Genomic DNA, 13,662 nt, shown 5'->3' with positions numbered 1-13,662 from the left:
CGCGGCGATATGCGGCTCCGCCGCGTGGGCGCGACCGGCCACGACGGAGCCGCGGCCGCCGGACGGCCCAAGCCACGCAGTGACCGGGGTCGGTCAGTTCGCCGGAACGTGCTGGGCGGCGTGCGGTGCGCGGACGCCGATCAGCCGTGCCGGGGCGGGGGCCATGGCCGTCGTACCACCGGTGGCCCGGGCGAACGCCGCCGCCCCACCGACCAGCGGGAGCCCGGCCGTCGTACCCGACAGGGACACCGTGAGCGTCGGTTTCGTGGCGGGCGGGTCGATGAGGTCCTTGTCCGTGCCCGCGATGATCAGGGCCAGCCGGTGGCCCTCGGGAACGACGTGGTCGGTCGCGGCGAGGCGGAGAGTCATCGTGTACGCCTTGCCCGGGGTGAGCGGGACGCCCTTGTCGAGCGAGGCGTAGTGGCCGAGGTCGGCCCAGCCGCGGCTGAACACGGTGTAGTCGACCTTGGCCGTCCTGGCCGCCGTCTCCTTGAAACAGGCGCTGTCCCCGGCCGTGCTCTCGCCCCAGCAGGTGCGGTTGGTGAGGGTGGTGATGCCCTCGGCGGCGTCGGCGTAGTCGCGGATGGTGTCCGGGCCGAGGTCGACCAGGACGGCGGACAGGTGGGCCGAGGTGGTGGTCGGTGTCGCGGTCACCGTCACGGTGGACGAGCCGGACAGGCGCAGATCATGGCTGAGCGGCGCGGTGAGGAAGCCGGCCTTCTCCGGGGTCGGCGTGGTGAGGTGCGCCGCCCAGTCGGTCTCGCTCAGCTTCGGGTCGTCGGTGAGGGTCTCGGTGCCGGTGGCCGGGCGCAGGCCGAGCGTGCCGACGCCCGCCTGGGTGCCGGGAGCCGGGTGCAGAACGGTGATGCGGGTGGTCTGCGGGGGCCATACGCGGGAGGTGACCCACTGGTCGGGGTGGCGTTCGATGTCGGCCATCGGCTCGCGGTCGATGCCGTTGTCGTAGCCGAGGAGTTCATGGTCGAACCAGCGGTGCAGGGTGTCCACCCAGGCGCCGCGCCGGTAGTCGAAGGGGTCGACATGGCCGGTCTGGGACAGCCAGATCTTGCGCTCGACGCCGTGCTTCGCCAGCGCGTCCCACCACTGGCCGAAGTGCTTGGTGCGGACGTTGAGGTCCTGCATGCCGTGCACCAGGAACACGCTGGCGCGCACCTTGGCCGCGTCCTGGACGTAGTCCCGCTCGGTCCACAGCGGTGTCCAGTCGCCGCTGCGCGGGCTGCCGTCGGCGAGTTTCTTCTGTACGGCGGCGCAGTGGGCGTGCGCGGCGTCGCTCTCGACGTAACCGGCCAGTTCGCCGGGGCCGCCGTCGTACAGCGGGGCGCCCTGCGCGAAGTAGTAGTCGTACCAGGAGGAGATGCCGCTGATCGGGACGATGGTCTTCAGGCCGTTCACGCCGGTGGCGGCGACGCCGTTGGCGATCGTGGCGTCCCAGCTCTTGCCGATCATGCCGGTGCGGCCGTTGGTCCAGGTCGCTCGGACGGTCTTGGTCCCGGTCCGGCTGGTGTACGCCTTGGCGCGGCCGTTCAGCCAGTCGATGACGGCCTTCGCGGACTGGATGTCGGAGCGGCCGCCGACGTCGACGCAGCCGTCGGAGCGGTTGGTGCCGGCGAGGTCGACGCCGACGAACGCGTAGCCGCGGGGCACGAAGTAGTTGTCGTAGAACAGCGGCATCTGCACGACGTGGCCCTGCGCGTCGTACGTCTTGACCTGGCTCTCGTTGCCGCGTCCGCAGCAGGAGTAGTAGGGGCTGGCGTCCATGATGACGGGCACCTTGCGGCCCTGGCGGGCTGGTTCGGCGGGCCGGACGATGTCGGCGGCGACGCGGTCGGTGTGGCCGTCGCCGTCCCCGTCGAGCCCCGTGTCCACCCAGACGGACTCGCGGACGGCATGGGCGTAGGAGTAGACGGGCCGGCTCTCGCGCGGGGCCCGGCTCGCGCCGGTGGCGGCGTGTGCGGCGGACGGGGTGAGGAAGGCGGCCGTCAGGATGGCGACGACCGCGGTCGCGAGCGCTCTCCAGATCGTGAAGCGCGTGCGGAGGAGGGTGCGTATCGGCATGCACGGACGCTACTCCGGTGAACTCCCGTCGCAGAAGAGGGCTTTGCGGCACTCCGTGGGCACGTGACGGCTGAATGGCGATCGTGTGACAGCGGGGGCCATGGACAGGGCAGGGGCCACAGGGACTGAATAGGCTCCGAACAGTGATCCCTGACGGATTTCCCCAACGGACTTGCAGTCCAGACGACTTGGAGCTGACGTGCACCGCAGAATCATCGCGCCGGGCGCACTCGCGGCGGCCTCCCTCCTGCTGGCGATCCCGGCATCGGCCGCGAGCTTCTCCCCCGGCGCGCCGGGCATCGGCGACCCCTACTACCCCGACTACGGCAACGGCGGCTACGACGTCTCGCACTACGACCTGAGGCTGCAGTACCAGCCGAAGACGGACGCGCTGCAGGGCACGGCGACGATCCTGGCGCGGACCACCCAGGACCTGTCCAGCTTCGACCTGGACTTCCTGCTGGACGTGAGCGAGGTACGGGTCAACGGAGCGAAGGCCGCCTTCACCACCTCGGGGCAGCACGAGCTGGTGATCACGCCGAAGACGCCGCTGGCCAAGGGCACGCCGATCACGGTGGTGGTCCGCTACAGCGGGGTGCCGTCGACGAAGAGCGCCTACGGCTTCAACACCTGGCACCGCACGCCCGACGGCGCCGTCGCGGCCGACGAGCCCGAGGCCGCCTGGTGGTGGTTCCCGAGCAACGACCACCCGAGCGACAAGGCCACCTACGACGTGTCGGTGGCCGTGCCGGACGGCACCCAGGTCCTCTCCAACGGCACCCTCCAGTCGACCAGTTCGAAGCTGGGCTGGACCCGCTACAACTGGCGGCAGAACAAGCCGCAGGCGACTTATCTGGCCACCCTCGCCATCGGCAAGTTCGACATCACGACCAGCACCTCCGACGGTGGAGTGCCGGTCATCAACGCCTACAGCCAGGACCTCGGCGACAACGACGGGGCCGCGCGGGCGAGCGTGGAGCGCACCGGGGAGATCGTCGACTGGCTCAGCGGCTATTTCGGGCCGTATCCGTTCAGCACGGCCGGCGGATACGTGCCGAACACCACCACCGGGTACGCGCTGGAGACCCAGACCCGCGTCTACTACAGCCCGAAGCAGTTCGCGAACGGCTCCAACACCTCCGTGGTCGTGCACGAGCTGGCCCACCAGTGGTACGGCGACGACGTGTCGCTGAAGGGCTGGAAGGACATCTGGATCAACGAGGGATTCGCCCGGTACGCGCAGTGGCTGTGGTCGGAGCACGAGGGCGAGGGCACCACGCAGGAACTCGCCGACTATGTGTACGCCTCCCATCCGGCCACCGACGCGTTCTGGACGGTCAAGCCCGGCGACCCCGGCCCGGACGACCAGTTCGACATCGCCGTGTACGACCGTGGAGCGCTCGCCATCCAGGCGCTGCGCGACGCGATCGGTGACGACGCGTTCTTCCGCATCCTCAAGGGCTGGCCGCAGGAGCACGCGTACGGCAACGCCTCGGTGGCCGACTTCCAGAAGTACGCCGAGCAGGTGTCCGGCAAGCCCCTCGCGGCACTGTTCGACACCTGGCTGTTCCAGCCGTCGAAGCCGGCCGCGCCGGCGGCAGGCGGCGCCTCCCCGGCGAAGGCGGGCACGGCGGTGGCCCAGCCGAAGTCGTGGAAGAAGATCGAGGCGACGAACGACATCCACGACGCGCGCGGGCACTGACCCGGACCGGGCCGGTGCCGCCTCGGCTCTGCCGTCGGGCCGGCGCACGGCGCAGGGGCTCGGTTCCGCCGCCGGGCTGGTGCAGGGTCCCGATTCCGCCGTCCGGCGGGCACAGGGGCTCGGCTCTGACATCCGGGCGGCGCAGTGAACTGACACTGACCCGCTGTGCGGCCGGTTCGGGGGCTGGGCCCTGGCACTCCGGCCGATGCCGGAGCCCGGCCCTGCTGTCCGGCTGCTGCAGGCGCCCGGCCCTGTTGTCCGGTCGGTTCAGGGTCTCGGTTCCGCCGCCCGTTTGAGCAGTTCGGCCCGGTCCATCGACTCCGCTCGGGAGGCCGGGACCGTGCAGGCGTACGCACCCGCGACCGCGCCGTAGCGGGCGCAGGTCTCGGGCGGCTCGCCGGCGAGGCGGCCGTAGAGGAACGCGGCGGCGAAGGCGTCGCCCGCGCCGTTGGAGTCCACCACCGGCGCGGGCGGCGACTCCGCGGGCACGCGGATCAGCTCGCCGTCGGCCAGCAGAAGGGAGCCCTCCGCTCCGGCGGTGGCGACGACCACGACGGCCCTCCCCCGCTCGGCGATGCGCCGCATCGTCCGCTCGGGGTCGGTCAGCGCGGCGGCCGACAGGAAGACGACGTCCGCCGTGTGGGCGAAGGGCTCGTGGTACGGGTTCTCCCCGTCCCAGTCGTGCAGGTCCGTGGACAGGGGCACGCCCGTCGCGGTCAGCACCGGCAGCGCCTCGGCGCAGGGCTGGGTGATGGTCACGTGCACATGGCGGCTCGCCCCGGCCAGCGTGTGCAGCAGCTCCGGCGGGAAGCGGTCGCCGGGGCGGGCTCGGCTGGTGTCGTACAGGGACAGGCGGCGGCCGTCCGGGCCGACGAGATTCACGGCCCGTCTGGTGCCGGCGGGCTGCGGCAGCGCGGTCAGTCCGATGCCGTGCTCGCGGTGCAGGGCGCGCACGAGGTCGCCCTCGGGGTCGTCGCCGAGCAGGTCGAGGTGGTGGGTGCGCAGGCCGAGTGCGGCGAGGCCCAGCGCGACGAAGTCGCCGGTCTGCCCGGCGCGGGTGCGGATCCCGGAGTCGATCATGTAGCTGTCGGCGTACGGAAGGGGCAGCTCGGGGACGTGGATGATCGTGTCCACGCCGGCCCCGCCCAGCACCAGGACGTCCGTCGCAGGGGTGTGCGAGCTCATCCGCCGCCCTCTCCATGGTCGTACACCGTGACCGCGATGCCGCGTTTCACCAGCCGCTCGGTGATGAGCGGCTCTATGCGGGACCATGTGCCGCCCGCCAGGCCGCAGCCTATGCGTGGCATGTGCACGGACGCGCCCAGTTCGATCACTTCGCCGGCGAGCCGGTCGAGGGCGGTGTCGATCGCCTCGTAGCGGACGGGGACGCCCTTGCTGCCCCTCCTGATGCCGCGCTGGCCGATCATGTTGGCCACCCACACATAAGGCTCGACCCGGACCAGCTGGACCGCGCCCAGCCCGAAGTCGCTGTGTGCGCGGTCCCGGTGCCAGGCGCGGTACGCGGCCTCCGGCTCCGGCCAGCGTCGCGAGAGTGCGAGCACGAAGCCCTTCCCCCAGCCGCCGATGTCGTTGCAGACATGGGCGATCACCTTGACGCCCTTGACCGACGGCACGGTGGCGTCACCCCGGACATACGTGATCTCCGACATGACGCCACCGTAGGCGATGCCACTGACAGTGGCGCTGAGCTGCTACTTTGTGAGCTCGGAGAGCTCCCGGTCGGTGTTCTTCGACACCCGGCGGCGTACGCCGAACCAGCCGGCGACCAGCATGACGGCGATCACCGGAATTAGCAGGATGGTCTTCCGGCCGACGTCGGGGTCGTTCCACATCATGCCGAGGCAGATCAGCAGGAACACGATCGTCGCGATCTCGGTGACCGGGCTGAACTTCAGCTGGAAGTGCGGGCGGGTCGCGAGGCCGGCGCGGGCGCGGCGGACGAAGATCATGTGGCAGAGCATGATGATCACCCAGGTGCTGATGATGCCGAGGGAGGCGACGTTCAGCACGATCTCGAAGGCCTGGCTGGGCATCAGGTAGTTCAGGCCGACGCCCAGCACGCAGACCGCGCAGGTCAGCAGGATGCCGCCGTAGGGGACCTGGCGGCGGTTCATGCGGGCGGTGAACTTCGGGGCGGAGCCCGCCATGGCCATGGAGCGCAGGATGCGGCCGGTGGAGTACAGGCCGGAGTTCAGCGAGGACATGGCGGCGGTCAGGACAACCAGGTTCATCACGTCACCGGCCGCCGGAACGCCGATCTTCGACAGGACGGTGACGAACGGGCTCTCGCCGGCGGAGTACACCGAGCCGGGCAGCAGCAGAGCGAGCAGCACGACCGAACCGACGTAGAACAGGCCCACACGCCACATGATCGAGTTCACGGCGCGGGGGACGACCTTCTCCGGCTCGGCGGTCTCGCCGGCGGCGACACCGACCAGTTCCAGGGCGGCGTAGGCGAAGATCACGCCCTGCATGACCAGGACGACCGGCATCGCGCCGTGCGGGAAGAGTCCGCCGTGGTCGGTGATGACGCTCAGGCCGGGGGTGTGCCCGCCGACCTTGTGCTGGGTGGCGAGCAGGAAAATGCTGATCAGCATGAAGCCGACGATGGTGGCGACCTTGATGATCGCGAACCAGAACTCCATCTCGCCGAAGATCTTCACCGAGATCAGGTTCACGGCCAGGACCACCGCGAGGGCGATCAGGGCGAGCACCCACTGGGGAATGCTGGTGAACATGCTCCAGTAGTGCGTGTAGAGCGCGATCGCGGTGATGTCGGCGATGCCGGTGGTCGACCAGTTCAGGAAGTACATCCAGCCGGCGACGTAGGCGCCCTTCTCGCCGAGGAACTCACGCGCGTAGGACACGAAGGACCCGGAGGACGGCCGGTACAGGACCAGCTCGCCCAGGGCCCGGACGACGAAGAAGGCGAAGACGCCGCAGACCAGGTAGGCCAGGGCGAGTGCCGGGCCCGCGTTGTGCAGGCGGCCGCCGGCGCCCAGGAGGAGTCCGGTGCCGATGGCGCCGCCGATGGCGATCATGTTGACGTGGCGGGCCTTGAGGTCCTTGCTGTAACCGGCGTCGCCCGCGTCCGCGGGCGTCTGGGCCGCATGGGCCGCATGGGTACGGGCGGCGGCCGGTGCCGATTCCACGGCGTCCTTGCTCACGGGTGGTTCACTTCCTGGTGCGCCCGGACCTCGTGGGCCGGGGGACGTGCAGGGCTTGGTCCGCGCCACCCTGTTGAGTCGCGGCACAGACCAAGCCAGCAGCTTCCCAGAAAGAATCACCCCTACGCGGTGGCCCATGTCACACAGCGTTACTTCTCACATGATCAACCCATGGTTCACCTGCCGTTCACCCGAGGTTTCACACCATTGGTGAGACAGCGATACTGCTGCACATGACGACCGATGCCGGGGACACGCCCCTCACCATCGACGAGCTGGCCGCCCGCGCGGGCGTCACGGTGCGTACCGTCCGCTTCTACGGCAGCAAGGGTCTGTTGCCGCCGCCGGTGATCGGCCCGCGCCGGGTGGGGCACTACGGGCCGCAGCACCTGGCCCGGCTGGCCCTGATCGAGGAGTTGCAGCAGCAGGGCATGACCCTGTCGGCGATCGAGCGCTACCTCCGGCAGCTGCCCGCCGACCTCTCCCCGCACGACCTGGCCATCCACCGTGCGGTGGTCGCGTCCTGGGCGCCGGACGCGGTCGACACGGTGTCGCGGGAGGAGCTGGAGCGGCGGGCCGGACGGCCGCTCACCGCCGAGGACGTGGAGCGGCTGGCGGCGATGAACGTCGTCATGGCGGCGGAGGGCGCGGAGGGTGACGTCTTCCGGGTGGACTCCGGGCTGCTGCGGCTCGGGGTGCAGCTGCTCGACGTACCGCTGTCGCAGGAGGTGATCCTCGCGGCGCGCAAGGTGCTCATCGAGCACTCGCGCGCCGCGGCCCATGAACTCTCCCAGCTTTTCCGCGGCGAGGTGGCCGAGCGTGACGCCCGGGACGTGAAGTCCCTGTCGGCGCACATGCACCCTCTGGTGGTGCAGGCGCTGCTGACGACGTTCCAGCGCTCGCTGCGGGAAGAGCTGAGCGAGTGGGTCACCGGGTCAGGAACGGACTGAGTCGCTGAACGGCTCCCCCTTCTCGGCCTTCTCCACGAGCAGCGCGGGCGGGGTGAAACGCTCGCCGTAACGCTCTGCCAGCTCACGCGCGCGTGCCACGAATCCGGGCAGGCCCCCTTCGTAGCCGTTGATGTACTGGAGCACACCGCCGGTCCAGCCCGGGAAGCCGATGCCGAAGATCGAGCCGATGTTGGCGTCGGCGACCGAGGTCAGGACGCCCTCCTCCAGGAGGCGTACGGTGTCCAGCGCCTCGGAGAAGAGCATCCGCTCCTGCATGTCCCGGAACGGGATCTCGTACCCGGACTTGCCGAAGTGCTCGCGCAGACCCGGCCAGAGTCCGGCCCGCTTGCCGTCCTCGGTGTAGTCGTAGAAGCCGGCGCCGCCGCTGCGTCCGGTGCGGCCGAACTCGTCGACCATGCGGTCGATGACCGCCTCGGCCGGGTGCGCGGTCCAGGTGCCGCCCGCCTCCTCCACGGCCCGCCTGGTCTCGTTGCGGATCTTGCGCGGGAGGGTGAGGGTCAGCTCGTCCATGAGGGAGAGCACCTTGGCCGGGTAGCCGGCCTGGGCGGCGGCCTGCTCCACGGAGGCGGGCTCGATGCCCTCGCCGACCATGGCGACGCCCTCGTTGATGAAGTGGCCGATCACGCGGGAGGTGAAGAAGCCGCGCGAGTCGTTCACCACGATCGGCGTCTTGTTGATCTGCCGGACCAGGTCGAAGGCCCGGGCCAGGGCCTCGTCGCCGGTGCGCTCGCCCTTGATGATCTCCACCAGCGGCATCTTGTCGACCGGGGAGAAGAAGTGCAGCCCGATGAAGTCGGCCTGGCGCTCCACGCCCTCGGCGAGCGTGGTGATGGGCAGGGTGGAGGTGTTGGAGCACAGCAGCGCGTCGGGCGCGACCACGGACTCGATCTCCTGGAACACCTTGTGCTTGAGCGCGGTGTCCTCGAAGACGGCCTCGATCACGGCGTCGCAGCCCGCGAGGTCGGCGGCCTCGGCGGTGGGCGTGATCAGGGCGAGCAGCGCGTCCGCCTTCTCCTGGCTGGTACGGCCCTTGGCGACGGCCTTGGCGCACAGCTTCTCGGAGTAGGCCTTGCCCTTGGCCGCCGCCTCCAGGGAGACGTCCTTCAGGACGACGTCGATGCCGGCGCGGGCACAGGAGTAGGCGATGCCGGCGCCCATCATGCCGGCGCCGAGGACGGCGACCTTGCGGACCTTGCGGGCCTCGATGCCCTTCGGGCGGTTGGCGCCGGAGTTGACCGCCTGGAGGTCGAAGAAGAACGCCTGGATCATGTTCTTGGCGGTCTGCCCGGTGACCAGCTCGGTGAAGTAGCGGGTCTCGATGGTGATCGCGGTCTCGAAGTCGACCTGGGACCCCTCGACGGCGGCGGCCATGATGTTGCGCGGCGCCGGGTAGGGGGCGCCGTTCGTCTGCTTGCGCAGACTGGCTGGGAACGCGGGCAGGTTCGCGGCGAACTTCGGGTTGGCGGGGGTGCCACCCGGGATCTTGTAGCCGGGGACGTCCCAGGGCTGGCGCGACTCGGGGTGGGCGTCGATGAAGGCGCGGGCCTTGGCCAGCATCTCCTCCTCGGTGGCGGCCACCTCGTGGACCAGGCCGTTCTCCAGGGCGCGGCGGGGGTTGTACTGGGTGCCCTGCAGCAGCACCTTCAGCAGCGCGTCGGTGATGCCCATCAGGCGCACCGTGCGGGTGACGCCGCCGCCCGCGGGCAGCAGGCCGAGCGTGACCTCGGGCAGGCCGATCTTGGAGCCGGGGGCGTCCAGGGCGATGCGGTGGTGGGAGGCGAGCGCGATCTCGTAACCGCCGCCCAGGGCCGCGCCGTTGACGGCGGCGACGACCGGCTTGCCGAGGGTCTCGATGCGACGCAGCGCGTTCTTGATCTCGGTGGCGGTGTCGAAGACCTGCTGGGCGTCCTCGGGACCGGCCTTGATCATGTCCTTGAGGTCGCCGCCCGCGAAGAAGGTCTTCTTGGCGGAGGTGTAGATGATGCCGCGGATGGAGTCCTTCTCGGCCTCGGCACGCGCGGCGATCGCCGTGATGGAGGCGCGGAACGCCTGGTTCATGGTGTTCGCGGACTGGTTGGGGTCGTCCAGGACGAGGGTGACGACACCGGTGTCGTCCTGCTCCCAGCGGATGGTGGTGCTCTCGGTCATGACAGTCGTCTCCGTTGAGGTCTCGGAAGTCTCGTGATTCCGCGGGGAGTTCAGATGCGCTCGACGATGGTGGCGATGCCCATGCCGCCGCCGACGCACAGGGTGGCGAGGCCGTAGCGCTTGTCCTGGCGCTCCAGCTCGTCGATGAGCGAGCCGAGGATCATCGCGCCGGTCGCGCCGAGCGGGTGGCCGAGGGCGATGGCGCCGCCGTTGACGTTGACCTTGTCCAGGGACAGGCCCATGTCCTTGACGAAGCGCAGCACGACCGCGGCGAACGCCTCGTTGATCTCGACCAGGTCGATGTCGTCGATGGTGAGGCCGGCCTTGGCCAGGGCCTTGCGGGTGGCGGGGGCGGGTCCGGTGAGCATGATGGTGGGCTCGGAGCCGGAGACGGCGGCGGAGACGATCCGCGCGCGCGGGGTGAGGGCGTAGCGCTCGCCGACCTCCTTGGAGCCGATCGCGACGAGCGAGGCGCCGTCCACGATGCCGGAGGAGTTGCCCGCGTGGTGGACGTGGTCGATCTTCTCCACCCAGTGGTACTTCTGCAGGGCGACGGCGTCGAAGCCGCCCAGTTCGCCGATGTCCGCGAAGGACGGCTTGAGCCTGGTGAGGGAGTCGGCGGTGGTGCCGGGACGCAGATGCTCGTCGTGGTCGAGGACGACCAGGCCGCTGCGGTCCTTGACGGGGACGACGGAGCGGTCGAAGCGGCCCTCCTTCCAGGCCGTGGCGGCACGCTCCTGGGACAGGGCCGCGTACTCGTCGACGTCGCGGCGGGAGAAGCCCTCGATGGTGGCGATCAGGTCGGCGCCGATGCCCTGCGGCACGAAGTTGACGGCGAGGTTGGTCATCGGGTCGTTGAACCAGGCGCCGCCGTCGGAGGCCATCGGCACCCGGGACATGGACTCCACACCGCCCGCGAGAACCAGGTCCTCCCAGCCGGAACGGACCTTGGCGGCGGCCAGGTTGACGGCCTCCAAGCCCGAGGCACAGAAGCGGTTCTCCTGCAGGCCGGCGACCGTGTCCGGCAGTCCGGCGGCGATCGCGGCGATCCGGGCGATGTCGGAACCCTGGTCGCCGACCGGTCCGACGACACCGAGCACGATGTCGTCGACCGCGGCCGGGTCGAGGCCGGGGAAGCGGTCGCGGATCTCGTGGATGAGGCCGACGACCAGGTCGATGGGCTTCGTGCCGTGCAGGGCGCCGTTCGCCTTGCCGCGGCCGCGCGGGGTGCGGATCGCGTCGTACACGTACGCTTCGGTGCTCACTGGTGTGCCTTTCGGGAGGGTGGGCCGAGCGGGGTGGGCCGGGTCATTCGGCGTCGGTGACCGGGGCGTCGTTCAGGGGTGCGGGTATCCCCCAGTCCCGCGCCACCGCCTCCGTGTCGACGCCCGGCAGGGCGGGGCCGGTACGGACGGACGTCGGGGTGGCGGAGAAGCGGGGGGCGGGGGCCGGCTGGGTGATGCCGGCGTGGTCGGTGAAGGTGCCGCGGGCGGCCAGGTGCGGGTGGTGCGGGGCCTCGCGCAGGGACAGCACGGGGGCCACACAGGCGTCGGTTCCCTCGAAGAGCGCCGTCCACTCGTCCCGGGTGCGGGATTTGAAGCGGGCGGCGACGCGCTCGCGCAGCTCGCCCCAGCGGGTGAGGTCCTTGTGGGCCGGTGCCAGGTCGTCCAGGCCGAGCAGACGCAGGAACTCCGCGTAGAACTGCCCCTCCAGGGCGCCGACCGCCATGTACTTGCCGTCGGCCGTCTCATAGGTGCCGTAGTAGGGGCAGCCGCCGTCGAGGAGGTTGGCGGCGCGCCGGTCCTGCCAGCCTCCGGCCGCGAGCATGCCGTGGATCATCGCCGAGAGGTGGGCCGTGCCGTCCACGATGGCGGCGTCGACGACCTGTCCGGTGCCGGTCACGCGCGCGTGGTGCAGCGCGGCGAGGACGCCGACGACCAGGTAGAGGGAGCCGCCCGCGTAGTCGCCGAGCAGGTTGGCGGGAAAGACCGGGGGCTCGTCCGGGCGGCCGGTCATGCCGAGGGTGCCGGTCAGCGCGATGTAGGCCACGTCGTGGCCCGCGCGGTCGGCGAGCGGGCCGTCCTGCCCCCAGCCCGTCATGCGGCCGTAGACCAGCCGGGGGTTCCGGGCGTGGCAGTCCTCGGGGCCGACGCCGAGGCGCTCGGCGACGCCCGGGCGGTAGCCCTCGATGAGGATGTCGGCCCGCTCGGCGAGGTCCAGTACGCGCGCGGGGCCGTCCGGTGCCTTCAGGTCGACCACGGTCGACCGCTTGTTGCGGTTGGTGACGTCGTACGCGGGGTCGATGCCGAGGCGGGGGCCGCCCGGCCGGTCCACCCGGACCACGTCCGCGCCCAGGTCCGCGAGGAGCATGGCCGCGAACGGGCCCGGCCCGATGCCGGCCAGCTCGAGCACGCGCACGCCGGAGAGCGGCCCGCCGCCCGGCGCCGCCGGCGTCCCTGCCGTCGTCATGCGTCCAGCCCCCAAAGCGTGTGTGACACAACTGATGTAACACCGGTGATGCTAAGAACGCGTTCCACCGGACACAAGACCTAACGAGCAAGCGCTTAGTCAAGTGCCCGGCTGCTCGCCGATCACCCGGGAGAGTGAGAGGCGGCTGCGCCGGAGTCCGTGGCCACGGCCTGGCCCCGGAGCCCGGCGGTGAGGCGCAGCGGGGTGACCGCCGCCGTCCGCGCCGAGGGACTCGCACACTTTCTCCGGCTTTATCAGGGCGTTGCTGGCTGCGGCCACCACTGCCTCCGGGCTGGTCGTCGTCGCTCGCTTCCCTCACGCTAGCCTCGGCCACCGACAGCGGCGCGGGCTGCGGGACCAAGGGGTGTCATGAGCAGGCTGAACAGGACGGATCGTCCCTACGACCTCGTGCTCTTCGGAGCCACCGGCTTCGTCGGCACCCTCACGGCGGAGTATCTCGCCGCCCACGCGCCGAAGGACCTGCACTGGGCCGTGGCCGGTCGCGACGAGGGCAAGCTGGAACGCCTGCGCGGGCGCCTGCCCGGCGGGGCGGACGTCGGGGTCCTGCGGGCCGACGTGGCCGAGCCCGCGACCCTGCGCGGCCTCGCCGAGCACGCGCGCGTGGTCGCCACGAGCGTCGGGCCGTACGTGCTCTACGGCGAGGAACTGGTCGCGGCATGCGCGGACGCCGGAACCGACTACCTGGACCTGACCGGCGAGCCGGAGTTCGTGGACCTGATGTACGTCCGGCACGACACACGCGCGCGGGAGACGGGCGCACGCCTGGTGCACGCGTGCGGATTCGACTCCGTACCCCACGACCTGGGCGTGTACTTCACCGTCCGGCAGCTGCCGGAGGGCGTTCCGCTGACCGTGGACGGATATGTGACCGCCGACGCGGCCTTCTCCGGCGGCACCCTGGCCTCGGCGCTGAACCAGTTCGCCCGCGGCCGGCAGCTGCTGGCCGCGGCGCGCGAACGCGGCCGGCACGAGCCGCGGCTGATGGGGCGCCGGGTCGCGGCGCCGACGGGCGCACGATCTGCGGGTCGACGGTCGGCAGCGGCAGTGCCCACGCGCCGACCTCCTTGGCGAACCGGGGCGCGCCCGTCGG

Annotated in this window: 10 protein-coding genes; 3 read left to right on the top strand and 7 right to left on the bottom strand. The window is 71.0% G+C overall.

All coding sequences use genetic code 11. The annotated features are described in order from the left end of the window. Nucleotides 1-93: 93 nt before the first annotated feature. On the bottom strand, nt 94-2,073 hold the full coding sequence (locus ABT288_RS46345) for a Xaa-Pro dipeptidyl-peptidase (protein ID WP_351622043.1): 1,980 nt from the start codon (nt 2,071-2,073) through the stop codon (nt 94-96). Nucleotides 2,074-2,272: 199 nt separating this feature from the next. On the opposite strand from ABT288_RS46345, the gene ABT288_RS46340 reads away from it, so the two are divergent. Then, on the top strand, nt 2,273-3,775 hold the full coding sequence (locus ABT288_RS46340) for a M1 family metallopeptidase (protein ID WP_351622040.1): 1,503 nt from the start codon (nt 2,273-2,275) through the stop codon (nt 3,773-3,775). A 267-nt stretch (nt 3,776-4,042) separates the two neighbouring features. On the opposite strand, the gene ABT288_RS46335 is transcribed toward ABT288_RS46340, so the two are convergent. The 3 genes from ABT288_RS46335 to ABT288_RS46325 are packed head-to-tail and all read right to left on the bottom strand — an operon-like array spanning nt 4,043 to nt 6,963. Further along, nucleotides 4,043-4,960, bottom strand: coding sequence for a PfkB family carbohydrate kinase (locus ABT288_RS46335; protein ID WP_351622038.1), 918 nt, complete (start codon nt 4,958-4,960; stop codon nt 4,043-4,045). Then, nucleotides 4,957-5,445, bottom strand: coding sequence for a macro domain-containing protein (locus ABT288_RS46330; protein WP_351622035.1), 489 nt, complete (start codon nt 5,443-5,445; stop codon nt 4,957-4,959). The genes ABT288_RS46335 and ABT288_RS46330 overlap by 4 nt, the downstream gene beginning before the upstream one ends. Nucleotides 5,446-5,487: 42 nt before the next feature. Next, nucleotides 5,488-6,963 (bottom strand): amino acid permease, encoded by a 1,476-nt coding sequence (locus ABT288_RS46325; protein ID WP_351622033.1) that lies wholly within the window; start codon nt 6,961-6,963, stop codon nt 5,488-5,490. 233 nt (nt 6,964-7,196) lie between these two features. On the opposite strand from ABT288_RS46325, the gene ABT288_RS46320 reads away from it, so the two are divergent. Next, a complete protein-coding gene (locus ABT288_RS46320) occupies nt 7,197-7,913 on the top strand; it encodes a MerR family transcriptional regulator (RefSeq protein WP_351622030.1) in 717 nt (238 codons plus the stop codon). Here ABT288_RS46320 and ABT288_RS46315 read toward each other — a convergent pair. From ABT288_RS46315 to ABT288_RS46305, 3 genes are read right to left on the bottom strand one after another with little or no spacing between them, the layout of a single operon-like run. Then, complete coding sequence (locus tag ABT288_RS46315; protein ID WP_351622027.1) at nt 7,899-10,082, bottom strand: 3-hydroxyacyl-CoA dehydrogenase NAD-binding domain-containing protein; 2,184 nt, start codon at nt 10,080-10,082, stop codon at nt 7,899-7,901. The two genes, ABT288_RS46320 and ABT288_RS46315, sit on opposite strands and share 15 nt — an antisense overlap. Nucleotides 10,083-10,132: 50 nt before the next feature. Beyond that, nucleotides 10,133-11,347 carry an acetyl-CoA C-acetyltransferase gene (locus ABT288_RS46310; protein ID WP_351622024.1) on the bottom strand — a complete coding sequence of 405 codons (1,215 nt, stop codon included), beginning with the start codon at nt 11,345-11,347 and terminating at the stop codon, nt 10,133-10,135. A gap of 43 nt (nt 11,348-11,390) precedes the next feature. Further along, nucleotides 11,391-12,551 carry a CaiB/BaiF CoA transferase family protein gene (locus ABT288_RS46305; RefSeq protein WP_351622021.1) on the bottom strand — a complete coding sequence of 387 codons (1,161 nt, stop codon included), beginning with the start codon at nt 12,549-12,551 and terminating at the stop codon, nt 11,391-11,393. Nucleotides 12,552-12,920: 369 nt separating this feature from the next. Between ABT288_RS46305 and ABT288_RS46300 the strand changes: the two genes are divergently transcribed. Next, nucleotides 12,921-13,662 (top strand): saccharopine dehydrogenase family protein (locus ABT288_RS46300; protein ID WP_351622018.1); only part of this gene is annotated, 742 nt, incomplete at its 3' end.

Source organism: Streptomyces sp. NPDC001093 (assembly GCF_040298985.1).
In the GTDB taxonomy this organism is placed as follows: domain Bacteria; phylum Actinomycetota; class Actinomycetes; order Streptomycetales; family Streptomycetaceae; genus Streptomyces.
The sequence above is the reverse complement of the archived record's forward strand: the minus strand, read 5'-3'. Positions and strand labels throughout refer to the sequence as shown.

Excerpts from the sequence above, each read along its gene's own strand:
- ABT288_RS46345 (WP_351622043.1), bottom strand. The coding sequence starts at position 2,073 with ATGCCGATACGCACCCTCCTCCGCACGCGCTTCACGATCTGGAGAGCG.
- ABT288_RS46335 (WP_351622038.1), bottom strand. The coding sequence starts at position 4,960 with ATGAGCTCGCACACCCCTGCGACGGACGTCCTGGTGCTGGGCGGGGCC.
- ABT288_RS46330 (WP_351622035.1), bottom strand. The coding sequence starts at position 5,445 with ATGTCGGAGATCACGTATGTCCGGGGTGACGCCACCGTGCCGTCGGTC.
- ABT288_RS46320 (WP_351622030.1), top strand. The coding sequence starts at position 7,197 with ATGACGACCGATGCCGGGGACACGCCCCTCACCATCGACGAGCTGGCC.
- ABT288_RS46315 (WP_351622027.1), bottom strand. The coding sequence starts at position 10,082 with ATGACCGAGAGCACCACCATCCGCTGGGAGCAGGACGACACCGGTGTC.
- ABT288_RS46305 (WP_351622021.1), bottom strand. The coding sequence starts at position 12,551 with ATGACGACGGCAGGGACGCCGGCGGCGCCGGGCGGCGGGCCGCTCTCC.